The organism is Roseovarius atlanticus (assembly GCF_001441615.1).
GTDB classification, from domain to species: domain Bacteria; phylum Pseudomonadota; class Alphaproteobacteria; order Rhodobacterales; family Rhodobacteraceae; genus Roseovarius; species Roseovarius atlanticus.
In genome coordinates, this window is the sequence record NZ_LAXJ01000003.1 from 113,891 (window position 1) to 131,766 (window position 17,876).

18 protein-coding genes are annotated in these 17,876 nt (G+C 63.4%); 8 read left to right on the forward strand and 10 right to left on the reverse strand.

The features are described 5' to 3' along the window. Window positions 1–103: 103 nt before the first annotated feature. Entirely contained in the window at window positions 104–1,060 is a 957-nt protein-coding gene (locus tag XM53_RS03985; protein ID WP_057790525.1) for an HpcH/HpaI aldolase/citrate lyase family protein, read from the reverse strand. 144 nt (window positions 1,061–1,204) lie between these two features. On the opposite strand from XM53_RS03985, the gene XM53_RS03990 reads away from it, so the two are divergent. The 4 genes from XM53_RS03990 to XM53_RS04005 all read left to right on the forward strand — a co-directional run bounded on the left by XM53_RS03990 (window position 1,205) and on the right by XM53_RS04005 (window position 5,504). Further along, window positions 1,205–2,491, forward strand: a complete 1,287-nt coding sequence (locus XM53_RS03990) for an MFS transporter (RefSeq protein WP_057790527.1) — start codon at window positions 1,205–1,207, stop codon at window positions 2,489–2,491. A 104-nt stretch (window positions 2,492–2,595) separates the two neighbouring features. Then, a complete protein-coding gene (dgcN, locus tag XM53_RS03995) occupies window positions 2,596–3,597 on the forward strand; it encodes an N-acetyltransferase DgcN (RefSeq protein ID WP_057790529.1) in 1,002 nt (333 codons plus the stop codon). 81 nt (window positions 3,598–3,678) lie between these two features. After that, window positions 3,679–4,644 carry an N-acetyl-D-Glu racemase DgcA gene (gene dgcA, locus XM53_RS04000; RefSeq protein ID WP_057790531.1) on the forward strand — a complete coding sequence of 322 codons (966 nt, stop codon included), beginning with the start codon at window positions 3,679–3,681 and terminating at the stop codon, window positions 4,642–4,644. After that, on the forward strand, window positions 4,641–5,504 hold the full coding sequence (locus tag XM53_RS04005) for a D-amino-acid transaminase (protein WP_057790533.1): 864 nt from the start codon (window positions 4,641–4,643) through the stop codon (window positions 5,502–5,504). The genes dgcA and XM53_RS04005 overlap by 4 nt, the downstream gene beginning before the upstream one ends. 116 nt (window positions 5,505–5,620) lie before the next feature. Here the strand turns inward: XM53_RS04005 and XM53_RS04010 are convergent, their stop codons facing one another. Genes XM53_RS04010 through XM53_RS04025 form a run of 4 tightly spaced genes read right to left on the reverse strand, consistent with a single transcriptional unit; the run spans window position 5,621 to window position 8,291 of the window. Continuing rightward, a complete protein-coding gene (locus XM53_RS04010; RefSeq protein ID WP_057790535.1) occupies window positions 5,621–6,793 on the reverse strand; it encodes an aminotransferase class V-fold PLP-dependent enzyme in 1,173 nt (390 codons plus the stop codon). A 4-nt stretch (window positions 6,794–6,797) separates the two neighbouring features. Next, window positions 6,798–7,112 carry a DUF1244 domain-containing protein gene (locus XM53_RS04015; protein ID WP_057790537.1) on the reverse strand — a complete coding sequence of 105 codons (315 nt, stop codon included), beginning with the start codon at window positions 7,110–7,112 and terminating at the stop codon, window positions 6,798–6,800. 21 nt (window positions 7,113–7,133) lie between these two features. Then, window positions 7,134–7,475 (reverse strand): 5-carboxymethyl-2-hydroxymuconate Delta-isomerase, encoded by a 342-nt coding sequence (locus XM53_RS04020; RefSeq protein WP_057790538.1) that lies wholly within the window; start codon window positions 7,473–7,475, stop codon window positions 7,134–7,136. Window positions 7,476–7,520: 45 nt separating this feature from the next. Continuing rightward, complete coding sequence (locus XM53_RS04025) at window positions 7,521–8,291, reverse strand: N-formylglutamate amidohydrolase (protein WP_057790540.1); 771 nt, start codon at window positions 8,289–8,291, stop codon at window positions 7,521–7,523. A 116-nt stretch (window positions 8,292–8,407) separates the two neighbouring features. Between XM53_RS04025 and pyk the strand changes: the two genes are divergently transcribed. Both pyk and XM53_RS04035 read left to right on the forward strand, forming a co-directional pair. Then, window positions 8,408–9,853: a pyruvate kinase gene (gene pyk / locus XM53_RS04030; RefSeq protein WP_057790542.1), complete on the forward strand. Its 1,446-nt coding sequence runs from the start codon at window positions 8,408–8,410 to the stop codon at window positions 9,851–9,853. 46 nt (window positions 9,854–9,899) lie between these two features. Then, window positions 9,900–10,124 (forward strand): hypothetical protein, encoded by a 225-nt coding sequence (locus tag XM53_RS04035; RefSeq protein WP_057790544.1) that lies wholly within the window; start codon window positions 9,900–9,902, stop codon window positions 10,122–10,124. 44 nt (window positions 10,125–10,168) lie between these two features. On the opposite strand, the gene XM53_RS04040 is transcribed toward XM53_RS04035, so the two are convergent. The 4 genes from XM53_RS04040 to XM53_RS04060 form a co-directional block, all read right to left on the reverse strand. Further along, entirely contained in the window at window positions 10,169–12,166 is a 1,998-nt protein-coding gene (locus tag XM53_RS04040; protein ID WP_144435449.1) for a M23 family metallopeptidase, read from the reverse strand. A 186-nt stretch (window positions 12,167–12,352) separates the two neighbouring features. Next, entirely contained in the window at window positions 12,353–13,873 is a 1,521-nt protein-coding gene (gene adh / locus XM53_RS04050; RefSeq protein ID WP_057790550.1) for an aldehyde dehydrogenase, read from the reverse strand. Window positions 13,874–14,006: 133 nt separating this feature from the next. Next, window positions 14,007–14,999: a helix-turn-helix domain-containing protein gene (locus XM53_RS04055; RefSeq protein ID WP_236544415.1), complete on the reverse strand. Its 993-nt coding sequence runs from the start codon at window positions 14,997–14,999 to the stop codon at window positions 14,007–14,009. 45 nt (window positions 15,000–15,044) lie between these two features. Further along, a complete protein-coding gene (locus XM53_RS04060) occupies window positions 15,045–15,935 on the reverse strand; it encodes a cation diffusion facilitator family transporter (protein WP_057790552.1) in 891 nt (296 codons plus the stop codon). 213 nt (window positions 15,936–16,148) lie between these two features. Between XM53_RS04060 and rpmI the strand changes: the two genes are divergently transcribed. Together rpmI and rplT are read left to right on the forward strand one after the other, a co-directional pair. Continuing rightward, window positions 16,149–16,349, forward strand: a complete 201-nt coding sequence (gene rpmI / locus XM53_RS04065) for a 50S ribosomal protein L35 (RefSeq protein ID WP_057790554.1) — start codon at window positions 16,149–16,151, stop codon at window positions 16,347–16,349. 13 nt (window positions 16,350–16,362) lie between these two features. Then, a complete protein-coding gene (gene rplT, locus XM53_RS04070; protein WP_057790556.1) occupies window positions 16,363–16,728 on the forward strand; it encodes a 50S ribosomal protein L20 in 366 nt (121 codons plus the stop codon). 331 nt (window positions 16,729–17,059) lie between these two features. Here rplT and XM53_RS04075 read toward each other — a convergent pair whose 3' ends face one another. Continuing rightward, window positions 17,060–17,740, reverse strand: a complete 681-nt coding sequence (locus tag XM53_RS04075) for a hypothetical protein (RefSeq protein WP_057790558.1) — start codon at window positions 17,738–17,740, stop codon at window positions 17,060–17,062. Between the last annotated feature and the right edge of the window lie 136 nt (window positions 17,741–17,876).

Genomic DNA, 17,876 nt, shown 5'->3' on the forward strand with positions numbered 1-17,876 from the left:
AGGTTTTGCACAAGGGCGTTCACGGGTCCGTCAGAAGAGTGACACTGCAAAAGAAAACGGCCCCCGGAGTGCCGGAGGCCGCCTTGCCACGCGTCGAGGCGTATCAGTCCTCGATCATTTCCGCCGATTTGACGATGACCTCGGCCTGCTTGATTGAGGCGATGTCGATCAGGCGGCCCTTGTAGGTGGTGGCGCCAAGGCCTTTTTTCTTGGCCTCTTCCATCGCTTCGAGGATTTCACGCGCCTCTGTGACGGCTTCCTCGGTGGGCGTGAAGATCTCGTTGCAGGCCTCGACCTGGCTGGGGTGGATTGCCCATTTGCCGACCATGCCCTGCGTCAGAACGCGCAGCGCCTGCGCGCGGAAACCTTCGGGATCCGAGAAATCGCCGAACGGCCCGTCCACCGGCAACAGGCCGTGGGTACGGCAGCAGGCGACGATCTTGGCGGTAGCCCAGTGCCACGGATCGACCCAGTAATTCTCGCCCTTGCGGTGCATATAGTAGTTTTCCTGCGTGCCGCCGATGCCGGTGGTTTGCATCCCCATGTAAGCGGCGAAGTCTGCGGCGCCGAGGCTCATCGCCTCCATCCGGGGGCTGCCCTTGGCGATATCCTCGACATGGCAGATGCCCATTGCGGTTTCGATAATGCATTCGAACGCGATGCGCTTTTTGTGGCCCTTGGCAAGCTCGATCGAGCTGACCAGCGCGTCGACGGCATAGATGTCATCGCCCGAACCGGCCTTGGGGATCATGATCATGTCCAGCCGGCCATTGGTCTGTTCCAAGAGGTCAACCACGTCCTTGTACCAGTACTGGGTGTCCAGACCGTTGATGCGCACGCTTAGGGTCTTTTTGCCCCAGTCGATATCGTTGATCGCCTCGATGGCATTCTTGCGGGCCTGGTCCTTGTCAGACGGGGCCACGGCATCCTCGAGATCGAGGTTGATGACGTCGGCCTTGGACTTGGCCATCTTCTCGAACAGGCTGGTGTTGGAGGCGGGGCCGAAGAGTTGGCAACGGTTGGGGCGCGCGGGCGCGGGAGGTTGCGGGCGGAAACTCATATTGTGATCCTTTGGTCAGATTGTTGCGAAACCACGTCGCAGACCAGCTATAAAATTGCGCGGACAATGGCAAGCAGATGACAGCGACAAGCCTGCGTCGCAAACGCGCGCTCATGTCCTGGCGCGGCTGCTAACCTGCTCTGCATGAGACGCGCACTTCTGGAAAACTGGGCCCTATTCCTGGGCATGACGATGCTGATGGTGGCCAACGGGCTGCTGGTCACCCTGCTGACGATCCGGGGCGCGGGGCTGGGATTTTCCGATCTTTCCATCGCGTTGATGCAGGCCTGCTATCCCTTGGGCGCGCTGGCCGGAACGGTGCTGACTCCACGGCTGATCGAGAAGGTGGGACATATCCGTGTTTTCTCGGCCCTTGCCTCGATGGTGTCGGTGGCCGCGATTGCGCATCTGCTGACCAGCGACCCGGTGAGTTGGAGCATGATGCGCCTGCTGGCGGGCTTCTGTTTTCCGGGGCTTTACGTGATCACCGAAAGCTGGCTGAACGCCAAGGCCGAGAACCGGCTGCGGGCGCAGATCCTGTCGGTCTATTTCATCATCCAGACTGCGGGACCGGCGCTTGGCACCGCGATGGTGGGCCTGCCGGACCCGTCCGGCAACGTCCTTTTTGGACTGGCCTCGATCCTGCTGTCGGTGGGGATCGTGCCGCTGCTGTTGTCGAACAACCGGGCGCCCGATTACTCGGCGCCGGAACGGATGCCTGTGGCGCGTCTTTATCGCGTGTCACCCATGGCCGTGCTTGGGATCGTCATCATGGGGGCCGGGGTGGTGTCGTGGTTCATCGCGCTGCCGCTTTACGCCTTGCGCAGCGGCTTTTCCGAGGCGCAGGCCTCGGGTGCGCTGGTGGTGGCGATGATCGTGGCCGCGGTGGTGCAATATCCGGTGGGCTGGGTCGCCGATCATGTGGACAGGCGCTTCGTGGTCATGGGGCTGGCGCTGATCACGGCCGCTGCGTCGCTGTGGATGGCGCTGGACACCGCACCGTCGCGGATCGTTCTGGGCTTTTCGGTCATCGCGGCGGTGTCGTTGCCGGTCTATTCGGTGCTGGCGGCGCATGCCAATGACCACCTCAGCCCCGGCCAGATCGTGGCGGCCAGTGGCACTATGGCCTTTCTGCTGCAACTGGGGCAGTTCGGCGGCATGTTGCTGGGGCCCAACCTTGTCTCGATGCTGGACGGGCGGGGTTTGCAGGCGTTCATCTGCGCGACGAGCCTGGTGGTCGCCGGCATCGCTGTCGCGCGGCGCGTCACCTCGGAGGCGCCTGACGAAACCGGAACGGTGCAGGCCATGGGTGTTCTGGGCGTGCCGCAACCGGGGCTGTTGCAGGCCGAGGCGTTGTCGGATGAGATGGAAGAGCGTGCGGTCGAGACCGGCGAGATAACGCAAGAATCTGCTGAAAAATTCGCAGGATGACGGGAAATCTTGCCGCACCGTTGGTATCCGCGATCAATTTGGTATGACATGCACCGCCAGTCAGCGCACCATGGCGCAAACCTGATTCCGGAAAGGATTGCGAGATGATCGAGACCCCGTACCTGCTTTTTCTCGGCGATGCGCCTGACATGCTGGCGGCCAAGGTGGCCATCGGCATTCGGGACTGGCGACCGGAATACGCGTTGGGGCAGATCCGGCTGCCGGGCTGCGGCGCCGACCTTGGTCTGACGGACATGACGCTGGCCGAGGCGCGCGAGGCCGGAGCCAAGACCCTGGTGATCGGTGTGGCCAACCGGGGCGGCGTGATTTCCGACAAGTGGAAGGAAGTGCTGCTGGAAGCGCTGGCGATGGGCTATGACATCGCGTCGGGTCTGCACAATCTTCTGAAACACGAGGAAGACCTTGTGGCAAAGGCCAACGAGCATGGCCGCACGCTGCATGATGTGCGGGTGCCATCGGTGCGCTATCCGATCGCGGATGGTAAGAAACGCAGTGGCAAGCGCTGTCTTGCCGTCGGCACCGATTGCTCGGTCGGCAAGATGTACACCGCCATGGCGATGGAGCGGGACATGCAGGAGCGCGGCATGAAGGCCACGTTCCGCGCCACGGGGCAGACCGGCATCCTGATCACAGGCGACGGCGTGCCGCTGGATGCGGTGATTGCCGATTTCATGGCCGGGTCGATCGAGTACCTGACGCCCGACAATGACGACGATCACTGGGACCTGATCGAGGGGCAGGGGAGCCTCTTTCACGTGTCCTACTCCGGGGTGACGCTGGCGCTGATCCATGGGGGCCAGCCAGATGCGCTGATCCTGTGCCACGAGCCGACGCGGACCCATATGCGCGGTCTGCCGGATTACAGCCTGCCCAGCCTTCAGACCCTGCGGGACACCGCGCTGCCGCTGGCGCAGATCGCGAACCCGGCGTGCCGCGTCGTCGGCGTTTCGGTCAACACCCAGCACATGAGCGAGGACGACGCCAAGGCGTATCTCGCCAAGGTCGAGGAAGAGATGGGGCTGCCCGCGACGGACCCGTATCGCTTTGGCTCGGCCAAGCTGGTGGACGCGCTGGAAGCGCTCTGATCCAACTGCGAGGGCCGGTGGCGAGTGACGAATGCCTCCGGCGGGGATATTTATGGCCAGAAGAAGAGAGGGCGATCCTTCATGCAGATTTCCGTGACGCGCGACGTGTTCAAGCTGGCGCAGGTGTTCACCATCAGTCGCGGCTCGCGCACCGAGGCGAAGGTGCTGACCGTGCGCGTGACCCAAGACGAGGTCACCGGGTGGGGCGAATGCGTGCCCTATGCGCGGTATGACGAGACGCTGGACAGCGTGACGGCGCAGATCGAGAGCCTGCCCGAGGAAGTGTCCCGCGAAAAGCTTTACGAACTGTTACCGGCGGGCGCGGCGCGGAACGCGGTGGATTGCGCACTGTGGGATCTGCAGGCGAAACAGGCCGGGAAGCGGGTTTGGGATCTGGCCGGATTGCCCGCGCCGGGGCCCGAGATCACGGCCTATACGCTGTCGCTGGACGAGCCCGACAAGATGCAGGAGCAGGCCGCGAAGAACGCGCATCGGCCCTTGCTGAAGATCAAGCTGGGCACGCCCGATGACATGCCGCGGCTGGAGGCGGTGCGCGCCGGCGCGCCGGATGCCAAGATCATCGTCGATGCCAACGAGGGCTGGAATGCCGAGGTCTATGCCGACCTTGCGCCGCACCTTCTACGGTTGGGCGTGGCGCTCGTGGAACAGCCCTTGCCGGCGGCGGAGGACGATGCGCTGCTGGGCGTGGAGCGGCCGGTTCCGGTGTGCGCCGACGAGAGTTGCCATGATCGCGAGAGCCTGCCCAAGCTGAAGGGCAAATACGACATGGTGAACATCAAGCTGGACAAGACCGGCGGCCTGACCGAGGCGCTGGCGCTGCGCGAGGCGGCGCTGGCCGAAGGCTATGACGTGATGGTGGGTTGCATGATCGGATCGAGCTTGGCGATGGCGCCCGCGGTGTTGGTGGCGCAGGGGGCGTCGGTGACCGACCTTGACGGCCCGCTTCTGTTGGCCGAAGACCGGGATGAACCTTTGATTTTCGACGCGGCCGGGGTGCATCCGCCGGTGGCCAAGCTATGGGGATGACGATGCGGACCGTGTATGTGAATGGCGATTACCTGCCTGAGAACGAAGCAAAAATCTCGATCTTCGACCGGGCGTTCCTGATGGGGGACGGGGTGTACGAGGTGACCAGCGTGCTGGGCGGCAAGCTGATTGATTTCGAAGGGCACAATCGCCGCCTGAAACGGTCGCTGGACGAGCTGGACATGCCGCACCCGGCGGTGCTGGACGATTTGCTGGACATCCACCGCGAGCTGGTGCGGGTGAACGAGATCGAAGACGGGCTGGTTTACCTTCAGATCACGCGGGGGGCCCCGGGCGACAGGGATTTCGCCTATCCCGACCCCGACACGCCGCCGACGGTGGTTCTGTTCACCCAGTCGAAGCCCGGGCTGGCGGACAATCCGGTGGCGAAAAAAGGTATCAAGATCATCACTGTAGAGGACCTGCGCTGGGGCCGTCGGGACATCAAGACGACGCAGCTTCTGTATCCGTCGATGGGCAAGATGATGGCCAAGAAGGCCGGTTGCGACGATGCCTGGATGGTGCAGGACGGGTTCGTGACCGAAGGCACGTCGAACAACGCCTATATCGTCAAGGACGGCAAGATCATCACCCGGGCGCTGTCGAACGATATCCTGCACGGGATCACCCGCGCCGCCGTGCTGCGCTTTGCCGAAGAGGCGCAAATGCAGGTGGAGGAACGGAATTTCAGCGTCGAGGAAGCCAAGGACGCGGACGAGGCGTTCGTGACCTCGGCCAGTGCTTTCGTGATGCCGGTGGTGGAGATCGACGGTGTGGCCCTGGGTGACGGGACGCCCGGTGCGGTGGCGACGCGGTTGCGGGAAATCTACATCGAGGAAAGCCGGAAAGTCGCTGTCTGAGCGAATCGAAGGTTAACGCTGGACTCCCACGTCGGTATTGCGTCGGTATTCGGGTGGTATCGCGTCGGTAGTATCCGCAAATCGCATTCGTTGACCGACCGTCCGGTGGGTCGGGGTCAGAGCGCGGCGACGGCGGCTGCGAAGCGCGTGATTTCGTCCTCGGTATTGTAGGCGTGAACCGAAGCGCGGGTGAGATGGTCGAGGCCGCGGGCGCCGAGATCGAGCTGGGCGCTGGTGCGGTTGGAAACGGAAATGTTGATATTTCGTGCCCGCAACGCGCTGGTCATGTCTTGGGGCGTGTGGGCGTCATGGGTGAAGGTGACGATGCCGCATTTGCGCTGGCCCAGATCGTGGACCGTCACGCCGGGAATGTCGCGCAGCGCGTCGCGCAGGGTTGCGCCAAGGTCGGCCACGCGGGTCTCGATCGTGGGCAGGCCGGTCTCGCGGGCGTAGCGTACGGCGGTGCCGAGGGCGATCTGCCCAGCGACGAAGCGTTCCCAGTTCTCGAACCGTTTGGCGTCGGGTGCGAGTTCGTAGGTGTCGGACCCGGTCCACTTGGCCGAGAAGAGGTCGATGAAAGGCGGATCGAGCTCCTTGATCAGACCCTCGCGCACATAGAGAAACCCGGTGCCGCGCGGACCGCGCAGGTACTTGCGGCCGGTGCCCGAAAGCATGTCGCAGCCGAGGCGTTCGACGTCCAGGTCGATCTGGCCGGCGGATTGGCAAGCATCCAGCAGGTAGGTGAGACCATGCGCGCGGGCGATGCGCCCGACCTCTTCTGCCGGGTTCACGAGACCGCCCTGGGTGGGCACGTGGGTGAGGGCGATCAGGCGCGTTTTGGGCTGGATCAGAGACTGGATCGCGTCGGTATCGACCTGGCCGGAGGCGTCGGACGGGATGAGGTCGATCTCCAGCCCGCGCCGCTGCGCCTGAAGCAGCAGGCCGAGATAATTCGACACGTATTCCGAGGCGTGGGTCAGGATGCGGTCGCCGGGTTGCAGGGGCAGGCTGAAGAAGGCCATGTCCCAAGCACGAGTGGCGTTCTCGATATAGGCGATCTCGGACGGCTGCGCGTTCAGCAGGGCCGCCATCTCTGTGTAGAATGCGTCAGCCTTTGGTTTCGCCTCGGCATGGGCCTCGTACCCGCCGATGCGAGCCTCGAGCGCGAGGTGTTCCGACAGAGCCTGTTGCACCGGCACCGGCATCAGCCCCGCGCCGGCGTTGTTGAAGTGCAGCAGGGTCTCGCAGGCGGGAGTGTCGGCGCGCAGACGGGCGATGTCGAGCGTCATGGGCTCAGGTCTTGGGCCCCACGTTTTCGGCGAAGGACTTGTCGAAGGCCGCTTTTTTGTCGTCCGACGCGTCGGTCTGGTAGTTGGCCTTCCACTCGTCCATCGTCATGCCGTAGAAGATCTCGCGCGCCTCGTCCTTGGTCATGTCGATGCCTCGCTCGTTGGCGGCCTCCTGATACCAGCGGCTGAGGCAGTTGCGGCAGAAGCCGGCGAGATTCATCATGTCGATGTTCTGAACGTCGGTGCGCTTTTCCATCAGGTGCTCGCGCAGGGTGCGGAACGCGGCGGCCTCGAGTTCGATGCGGGTTTGATCGTCCATTTCTTGCGTCTCCTTTTTGAGTCAGAGCATACGCTTCATATAGGGCTGTTGGATATCATCCAAACGGACGGTCAGGCTGCCGACGTCCGGCAGGTGCGCCTGAAGCGTGTCGAGCGTCAGTTGGGCGAGTTCCGTGCGGACCTCGTCACTGCGGCCGGGCAGGAGCAGCAGCGTGGCGTGGGCGAAGCTTTGCGGCTCTACCCCGATGCGCGAGGCGGTGGCGGCGATGGTGCGGGTGCGCACCGTGTCGGGCGCGGTGACGCTGTGGTGATCCGCGAATTTCTGCCACAGGTCGTCGCAGAGCGCCTGAAGGTCATGGCTGTCCTCGAGACCGCCGGAATGTTCGATGATGATGTGCGGCATGGGGCGTCTCCTGAAATGTGGGGTGTGTGAGGTGGTGGCGATAAATCAGCCCGATTGCGGTGAAACAGTCTCTGATCCGACGCCGGCATGGCCTGCCGCCTCGACCAGCATCGGCGCCAGACGCCGGGCCCAGGCGGTTTGCTGATCCTCGGTGACGATCAGGTCGTTGCGCAGTTCGATCAGGGCATTGAGCCGCTGATAGGCGATGCCGTGCCGGGCGATGGCGTCGCCGGGCAGATGCCCGCCATAGGGTTCGTTCTCGCCGACGCAGATGTCGGGTTCCTGCGCCATGCGGTTGATCAGCGGGCGGGTCAGGCGTTCGTCCGTGGCATAAAGCACGCCGATATGCCAGGGCCGGGGTGGGCGGCCCTGAAGCTGGCGGGTGAAGGAGTGGATCGAGACAATTATAGTATCGTCCTGCCGCGCGGCCAATTGGGCCAATGCGCTGTGATAGGGTCTGTATAAGGCGTTCAGACGCTGTTCGATATCGGCAGGGCCGACATGGCGGTTGGCGGGAATGATCGTGCCGTCGTAGAGTTTCATCACGAGCGTCGGGTCATCCTCGCCCCGGTTAGGGTCGATCACGAGGCGCGAGAAGTTGGACAGGATGCAGGGGGCGTCGAGCGCACGGGCCAGCGCCCGCGCGACCCCGGCGGCGCCGGGATCATAGGCGATGTGGCGGGCCATATCCGCCGGATCGAGCCCCAGAGAGCCGCCGTTCACGAAGGGCGGAACGGTGTTGGCGGCATGGTCGCAGGTGACGAGCCATCGGGTGGGGCGATCTGCCCCTTCGGTGAAAAACGGTTGATATGTCATGGTGATGTCATCTCTTGCCCGCCACTTTTATGTCAGTTGTCAGGGAATGGGAATTAAGTAATAACCCTGCGTGAGTTTAGCGCTAACGCCGGCTGGACAATAAGGTAAGGACAGACATGAGACGCTATCGCAATGTCAAGATCGTGGCCACGCTGGGCCCGGCATCGGAAACCTACGAGACTATCCGGGCGCTGCACGAGGCCGGGGCGGACGTGTTCCGGCTGAACATGAGCCATGGCACGCAGGAGGATATCCGCGCCAAGCACGAGATCATCCGCCGCGTCGAAGAGGAGATGGACAGCCCGATCGCCATTTTGGCCGATCTTCAGGGGCCGAAGCTGCGCGTGGGGCCCTTCGAGAACGGGTCAGAAGAGCTTGAGGAAGGGGCGTCGTTCCGGCTGGACCTGGACGAGGCGAAGGGGACGATCGACCGAGTGAACCTGCCGCATCCCGAGATCTTCCAGGCGCTGAAACCCGGTGCGCGGCTGTTGGTCAATGACGGCAAGATCCGCCTGAAGGTGACGAAATGCGGCACTGATTTCGCCGAAACCGAAGTGATCACCGGCGGCACGATTTCCGACCGCAAGGGCGTGAACGTGCCGGACGTGGTCCTGCCCTTGGCGGCGCTGACCGAGAAGGACCGCGCCGACCTGGAGTTCGCCTGCGAGCTGGGCGTCGACTGGCTGGCGCTGAGTTTCGTGCAGCGGGCGCGGGACGTGATCGAGGCCAGCGCGCTGGTGCGCGGGCGGGCGGCGATCATGGTGAAGGTGGAAAAACCTTCGGCGGTGACGGATTTCGACGCGATCCTGAATGAGGTGGACGGGATCATGGTGGCGCGCGGCGACCTGGGCGTGGAGCTGCCGGTGCAGAACGTGCCGCCGTTGCAGAAACGCATGGTGCGCAAGTGCCGGGCGGCGGCCAAGCCGGTGATCATCGCCACGCAAATGCTGGAGTCGATGATCACCAGCCCGATGCCCACACGTGCCGAGGTGAGCGACGTGGCCACGGCCATTTACGAGGGCGCGGATGCGATCATGCTTTCGGCGGAGTCGGCTGCGGGCGAGTACCCGATCGAGGCGGTGCAGACCATGGACAACGTGGCGAAAGAGGTGGAGGACGATCCGACCTATACCGAGATCATCGAAGCCTCGCGCAAAGCCGACCGGACCACGGTGGCCGACGGGATCGTCGCCGCCGCGCGGGAAATCGCGGAAACGACCGAAGTGGCGGCGATCTGTTGCTACACGCAAAGCGGGACGACCGCGTTGCTGACGGCGCGGGAGCGGCCGCGCGTGCCGATCATCGCGATGACCAACGTCCGCGAAACCGCGCGGCGGCTGACGCTGAACTGGGGCACGGATTGCGTGATGACGCCCGAGTTGACGCGGTTCAAGATGGCGGTGCAGAACGCCACGCGCGCGGCGCTGAAACAGGGCTATGCGACCGAGGAAGACCTTGTGATCGTGACCGCCGGCGTGCCGTTCAACGTGCCGGGCACGACCAACATCCTGCGAGTAGCGCCTTGTAACCAAAAGGAACTTTCTTCGACCGAGCAGGATTGAACTGCGTTATACTGTCCGGCAGAGCAGTTCATGGAGGGTCTTTGACATGGATCCCGATCTTATTTTCATTATCGGCCTGGTCCTGGGGGTGTTTTCCATCCCGTCGATCTTGTCGGCGATCTCGGACGGGCACGCGCCGCGGGTGGCGTCGTTTACCGTTATCGCCTCGGGCGTGATGATTTTCTGGGCGGTGCAGAACAAGCCGGGCGGATACGAGATCAACGAGATCCCGAACGTTTTTGTCCAGGTCGTGGCGCGTTACCTGACCTGATCTTTCTGCAGACAGGCCAGGACGCACAAAAGAGACTTTCTCGGCTACGGAGATATCAGGTTGGTGTCCCACGCGATCAACTGGAAATCACCGGCGTCATCGCGCATCGCGGTCGCGATCCAGTCTCGGTTTCCGCCGCCATCGTGATTGTTCAAGTGCGAAGCCGAGTCCGCGGATATAAACATACCTGCCCCGGCCCTGCTCGACCCTAGCCGGCGTAGCCGTTGGCCGTTGTCGTTGGTTCTCCACCCGATAACATAGAGTCGCCCGTCGCCGCCCCTGACCACCGAGGCGAGGTTGGATTTGCCATGTGACGTAGGCAAAAGCGTGATCTCCGACACCTGTCCGGCGACGCTTTCAGCCCGCCGTGCGGTAATATCGCCTGCCCCGGACACCGACCAGGTGATCAGGCGCAGGTTGCCATCAGAATCCGCCACTGCCGCAGCGACGCCACTGCCAAGCGGCGCGACGTCGAGCACGGGGCCAATCTCTCCGGCCGTACCGGCGGCTCTGCGGGTGAAGTTTTGTCCGTTGGAAGACAGCGTCCAAGGGGTCACGCGAAGCTCGCCGGTTTCGTCACGGACCCCGGTATAGACCCCGTTGAAATGCTTGGCGCGCGAGACGGAAACGGCGGACACCGCGCCATCGCTGGCCTCTGAAAGCCGGACGATCGAGACCTGTCCGTCACTGCCCGTCAGGATATCCCACGCGATCAGTTTGAGGTTTCCGCTGCCGTCACGAAGCGCCGTGACCGCCCGTGGGTTCAGCCCGCTGATGGTCGTCATGTCGAGCGCACTGATGCGCCCGGCCTCGACACTGTCCATGCGCGTGAAGTTACCGGCCACGCCCACGCGGTAGGCGATCATTTTCAGCTTGTCATCTTCCTGCCGGACAGCGGCCAGAATGTAATTCGGTGCAGGCTCGCTCAGATAGACTTCCTTGGCCGGCCCGGCCTCGATATCGCTGCGGCGGTTGAAACTCGACAGGCCGACAAGATCCCAGCTGATCAACTTCAGCCGGTCGTTCGAGGCCGCAATGGTTGCTGTCACCAGCCGGTTGGAGCGGATGAAGTGGGTCGCTGTCCGCGTTACACCGCCAGCATCGGCTTCCATACGGGGCAGAAAGGGGGAGGCGTGCACAAGAACCGGGTTGTTGCGGATCGCATCATTGCGAAACGGCTTCCAGACCGAGCTGTCCGTCCGGTGCTTTAGCCAGCCGAAATTGAGGTCAGTCGGGATGTTACTTCCCGACTTCCGCAGCAGGCCACCCTGCTCGCGCACCTTTTGCGTGTGGATGTGCAGATGCGGCCCCGAGGACGCGCCGCTGTTGCCCGCCCTGCCGATGAAGTCACCCTGTTTGACGCGCGGACGCTGGCGCACGCAATCATCCGCCTGCGGCGTCTCGCCGCCGCGACACAGCCGAAGGTAGGATTCGGTCGGAAATATACCGCTGCGGACCCGGGCGTCAGTCATGAACTCGGCGGCGTTGGGGCAGATGTTGGCGGGCACCGTTCCCTGCTTGATATGAGCGATGAGAACAACGTCACCATTGTTACGCCTAATCGATACGTGGTTCCCCGACCGAGCGATTCGACACACTTCTGAAGAAGGGCACTCTGGCTCTGCGTCGCAGGAGATCGAACAATCGCCACCGCAGCATCTGGCGACATGCGGTGTTCCGGGGCGAGGGTTGTCCGGGTGGCCGCCCCAACAGCTGACGACCTCGCCATCCACCGGCGCGTAGAGCGGGACGCCGAAGATAAGCGTGTCTTCGTTGCGCGTTCCGCCGTCAGTATCGAGATCTGTCCAGCCGGACCCGCTTTGGCGAACGACGTTCAGATCCCTGGAATGGCTGCCGTCGTGATCGCCGGTCATGTTCCAGTATTCGCCCTCTGACAGATCAGAGGCGCGTGCCGGAAATTTCATCTCGGACTGTGCAAGCACGGGCGCGGCGGCAAGCCCGAAGGCGCAAAGACCCGCTAGAAGAAAAACTGGAGCGAAGAAAAGAAAACACGACGAAAGTCGCTGTTTTAAAAAGCGCATTGCAAAATTCCTATAAATTTATGTTTTAGCTAATCCTTAGATTGTACCAAAAAATACGCCTCAACTCAAAGAAAAGCCGCTGGGATCGTGCACAAATGGACGCCGGTCGGAAGGTACCGGGCCCGATCCACGAAAAAAGGGCGGCAATTCCTGCCGCCCCGATCACCGGTTACGGTTCGGTCGATCCTAGAAGAAACCCAGCTTGTTGGGGTTGTAGCTGACCAGCATGTTCTTGGTCTGCTGGTAGTGGTCCAGCATCATCTTGTGGTTCTCGCGCCCGATGCCGGACTGCTTGTACCCGCCAAAGGCCGCGTGGGCCGGGTAGGCGTGGTAGTTGTTGACCCAGACGCGCCCGGCCTGGATGCCGCGCCCGAAGCGGTAGCAGGTGTTGGCGTCACGCGACCAGACCCCGGCGCCGAGGCCGTAGATGGTGTCGTTGGCCAGTTCCAGCGCCTCGGCCTCGTCCTTGAACGTGGTGACCGAGACCACGGGGCCGAAGATCTCTTCCTGGAAGACGCGCATCTTGTTGTGGCCCTTCAGGATGGTGGGCTGGATATAGTAGCCCTCGGACAGCTCGCCCTCCATCTGCGCTGCCGCACCGCCGGCCAGCACCTCGGCGCCTTCCTCGACCCCGATCTGCAGATAGCTGAGGATCTTGTCCTGCTGTGCGCGGCTGGCCTGAGCGCCCACCATCGTGTCCATCAGGCGGGGGTCGCCCTGCTTGATGGCCTTCACGCGTTCGATGGCGCGGGCGATGAACTCTTCATAGATGTCTTCCTGGATCAGCGCGCGGCTGGGGCAGGTGCAGACCTCGCCCTGGTTGAAGGCGAAGAGCACGAAGCCCTCGATCGCCTTGTCGAGAAAGGCGTCGTCCTTGGCCATCACGTCGGAGAAGAAGATGTTGGGGGATTTGCCGCCCAGCTCAAGCGTGACCGGGATGAGGTTCTCGGTCGCGTATTGCATGATCGTGCGGCCGGTCTGGGTGGAGCCGGTGAAGGCGATCTTGGCGATGCGGTTGGATTTGGCCAGCGCCGCGCCGACCTCGGCGCCGTAGCCGTTGACGATGTTCAGAACGCCGTCGGGCAGAAGATCGGCGATGACCTCCATCAGCACCATGATCGCGGCGGGGGTTTGTTCCGCCGGTTTCAGGACGATGCAGTTGCCGGCGGCGAGCGCCGGGGCGAGTTTCCACGCGGCCATCAGCACCGAGAAGTTCCACGGGATGATCTGGCCCACGACGCCAAGCGGTTCGTGATAGTGATAGGCGACGGTGTCGGCGTCGATTTCGGACATCGCGCCTTCCTGGCCGCGCAGGACGCTGGCGAAGTAGCGGAAATGGTCGACGGCGAGCGGGATGTCGGCATTGACGGTCTCGCGGATCGGTTTGCCGTTGTCCCATGTCTCGGCCACGGCGATCAGGTCGAGGTTTTCCTCGATCCTGTCGGCGACCTTGAGCAGGATGTTGGCGCGTTCGGTGACCGAGGTGCGGCCCCAGGCATCCTTGGCGGTGTGGGCGGCGTTGAGTGCCAGCTCCACGTCTGCGGCATCCGAGCGGGCGATTTCGCAGACCGCCTGTCCGGTGATCGGGGTCACGTTGTCGAAATACTTGCCGTTAACGGGCGGGGTGAATCTGCCGCCGATGAAGTTGTCGTAGCGCGATTTGAACGGCGATTGGAATTCCGCCGAGAGTTGCGTGAGTTCGTTCATGTTGGTTCCTCCTGGTCGCCTCGGGTCCTCCGCCCGAAGTCGTGAGAAGAGGGGTGACGTGCGAAGAGCGATTCGTCAGGAGGGGGGCAAGCGGTGGGGACGCGGGGGTGTCTCAGAACTGAGACAGGTCGGATCAGGTGTCGTCCAGACCCAGCCGTTTCATGCGCCGATAGAGGGTGGCGCGGCCTATTCCCAGAGCGCGGGCGGCCTCGGACACGTTGCCGTTCGCGCGGGTGAGGGCTCGGACAACGGCGGCGCGCTCGGCCTTCTCGAAGCCGCGGGGGCCGTCCTCTCGCCCGAAGATATCCGACGCGGGGCGGGGGGTGAAGGTGCCGCTGGGCGACAGGCCCAGCGCCTTGCGCGCCTCGCGGGTGGCGCCGATGACGATGTCGTCGCCATCGACGGCCAATAGCGTCGCCGCGCCGCCTTCGGCGGAATCGGCCACCACGATGCGGGCTTTGGGATAGGAGGCACGAAAGAAATCGGCCTCGATCGCGTGGGCGGTCTGGTCGACCATCGCGGCGATCAGGCGATTGTAGGCCTCTGTCTGGTCCACACGGGCCGAGGACACGTCAAGCGCGGCCAGAAGCCCGCCATCGGGGCCGAAAATCGGCGCGTCCATGCAGCTCATGCCGATGTTGCGGGCGAGGAAGTGATCGTCGCGATGAATGGTGATGCGGCGCTTTTCGGTCAGGCAGGTGCCGATGCCGTTGGTACCCTCGGCGGCCTCGGACCAGTCGGCGCCGACGGCGAGGCCCCAGTCCTCGAACGTGGTGCGGTCCCCGTCGGAACAGCGCTGGTCGAGGATGATGCCGCTTTCGTCGGTCAGCAGCACGCCGCAGCCCGATAGCCCGACGAGGCCGAAAAGCTGGTCGAGCTTGGGGGCGGCGATGGTCATGAAACGGTCGAGGCGCGCGCGGCTTTCATCGACGACGCTGTGATCGACGCGCTGGCCCTGTGCGGGCGCGGCGGGATCGAGGCCGTGGCGTTCCATCGAACGGTGCCAGGATGCGGCAAGCGCCGAGCGCGCGGCGGCGCTGGGCGAATTGACCGCGCTCACGACCTTGTCGATGTGGCGTTTCCTGTCCAGCTTGGCCGTCCTCCCTGTCAGGGATTCTACGGTCAATCGGCCATTTGCGCAAATGGCGCGTTGACGCGGTATTGGCGCGGCTTAGTCCAGGACAACGATGCCGGAATGCTTTTGCTTGTGCTCGGGTTCGACATGGATGGTGATGCGCGCGCCCTCGACCGCCTTTTTCAGGGCGGCCTCGACCCGGTCGCAGATCTCGTGCGCGTCAAAGACCGTGGTGTCGCCAGGCACGACAAGGTGGAAGTCGATGAAGGTGGCCTGTCCGGCATGGCGGGTGCGCAGGTCATGCGCCTCGACCGCGCCGCCGGCCTCTGTCGCGATGATTTCGCGCACGGTGTTGAGGGTTTCGTCAGAGACGGCCTCGTCCATCAGGCCGCTGAGCGATTCGCGCACCACCTTCGAGCCGGACCACAGGATGTTGACCGCGACGACGGCCGCCATGATCGGGTCGAGCACCCACCAGCCGGTGATCATCGCCAGCAGGACGCCAAGCGCGACACCCGCCGAGGTGACGACATCGGTCCACAGGTGACGGCCGTCCGCGACAAGCGCGGGAGATGAGTTCGCGCGGCCCCGGGTGACGAGGACCCAGGCCCAAAGCGCGTTGATGGCCGTGGCGGCGCCGTTGATAAGCAGGCCCTCGACCGGCATGTCGAGCGCGACGGGGTCGAGAAAGCCATGATAGGCCTCGCGCAGGATCAGCAGCGCGGCGATGATGATCATGACGCCTTCGAGCACGGCGCTGAAGAACTCGGCCTTGTGGTGGCCGTAGGGGTGCGAGGAATCGGCGGGCCGGGCGGCGATGCGGATGGCGATGAGCGCGGCGATGGCCGTGGCGACGTTGACGGTGCTTTCCAGGGCGTCGGACAAAAGCGCCACAGAACCGGTCAGCCACCAGGCGAGGGTCTTGATCGCGAGGACGAGCGTGCCGACGAAAATGCTTGCGATGGCGAGCCGGAGGGTGCTGGACACGGGGCGCCTCGGTTGATTGGGAAAATCCCGTCTAGCCCTGCCGGGGACGGTTGGCAAGCATGTGGGCGTCACGGATGGCGCCCGTGCCCCGATCTGGTGGCAAACCCCCTTGCTTTACGCCCGCACCCGTCCTATACGGCGCTTTCATTCGCGCGGCCGGCCGAAGTGGCATGCCGAGTCGCGCATAAGACCGACCATCAAGAGGAGCCGGAAATGCCCAAGATGAAGACGAAATCGAGCTGCAAAAAGCGGTTCAAGGTGACGGCCAAGGGCCGCGTGGTGGCTGGCCAGGCCGGCAAGCGCCACGGCATGATCAAACGGACCAACAAATTCGTCCGCAACGCGCGTGGCACCACGACGCTTTGCAAGGCTGATGAAGGTATCATCAAGCCGATGATGCCCTACGCACGCTGAGGAGGTTCGAGACATGTCGAGAGTCAAAGGTGGGACCGTTACCCACGCCCGTCACAAGAAAATCACCACCGCAGCCAAAGGCTATTACGGTCGTCGCAAGAACACCTTCAAGGTGGCGGCACAGGCCGTGGACAAGGCCAACCAGTACGCCACGCGCGACCGCAAGAACCGCAAGCGCAACTTCCGCGCGCTGTGGATCCAGCGGATCAACGCCGCCGTGCGCGCGCATGACGAATCGCTGACCTATTCGCGGTTTATCAACGGTCTGTCGCTGGCCGGTGTCGAGGTGGACCGCAAGGTTCTGGCCGATCTGGCCGTGCACGAACCCGCCGCATTCGGCGCCATCGTGGAACAGGCAAAAGGCGCGCTGACCGCGTAAGCCTGCCGTTCGAGGGACACGCATAGAACGCCGCCGGGTACGCCTCGGCGGCGTTTTTTTGTGCCGCATTCGTTAACAATTTCCTAAAATCCGCCACACTCTCCCCGCAAAGTTGTGCGATGCCTTTTGACACAACGGTCCGAAAAGGACGGCAAACCAGGAGGCAGAGACATGGTACGCACCATTGTACAGACCCGCGACGGGCAGTCCGAATTGAGCGAAAAGGCCAAGCGGCTGCTGGCGGCGCATGACCGCGAAGTGCGCGCATTGCGCAGCCCGTCAGCGACCTGATTTTCAATGACCCGGTCCGGGTCGGGCGCATGGATGCGGCTCAGGTGGCGGCTGACCGTTCGAACGTGGCGGTATTGGCCGGCGCAAGAAAGATCGACGTGGTCAGCAGGCTGAAGACGAATTCGTAAACCTCCCATTGGCGGGGGATGTCGACCACCAGCATTACCACGCTGGCGATAACGCCCATGATCCCGTGACGCCATGACGGCACCGGCCATGCCAAGCGGTCGGCAATGCGCGTGACAAGTCGGGATTTGCCGTAAAGCGCGGGCAACGCCAGCAGATAGAGCAGGATCGCGACAGTCAGCCCGCTGCCGAACACCGTCTTGGTCAGCTGCTTGCCGCCCACCACGATGTTGTGCAGCGTGATTTCCTCCTGAAAGTTGATCTCCCGGAGCGCCTCGGGCGTCTCCAGCCCCAGGATGCGTTGACCCCAGGAAATCTCTTCGCCCGTACCGAAGACGAAGATCAGCGCGTAGATCGACAGGCAAACCCCGGCCAGCGCTTGGCCTTTTCGGAACTGCCGTGAAGATTGCCAGGCCAGCACTAGTGCGGATACGAACAGCATGACGGCGGTTCCATATTCGACGGGGCCGTCCTCGATGGCGAACCCGCTTGAAAACTGAACGTCGAAGCCGAGGGCCCAATAGGCCAACGTGAAGAGAAGACTGGCGTTCATGAGTCCGAAAAGGAACTGGTCGATGGGGGAAAGGTTGCGCATTGGGGCCTGCTTTTGTTGAATAAAACGCTCGTCCAGCTGCGCTATGGTCCGTCGTTGGGGACGTCAAGTCACCCATGCGTGAGCGACTGATTTCCACTGGTCCGGTGCGGGGCGTTGCCGTAGCGTAGCCCTTACC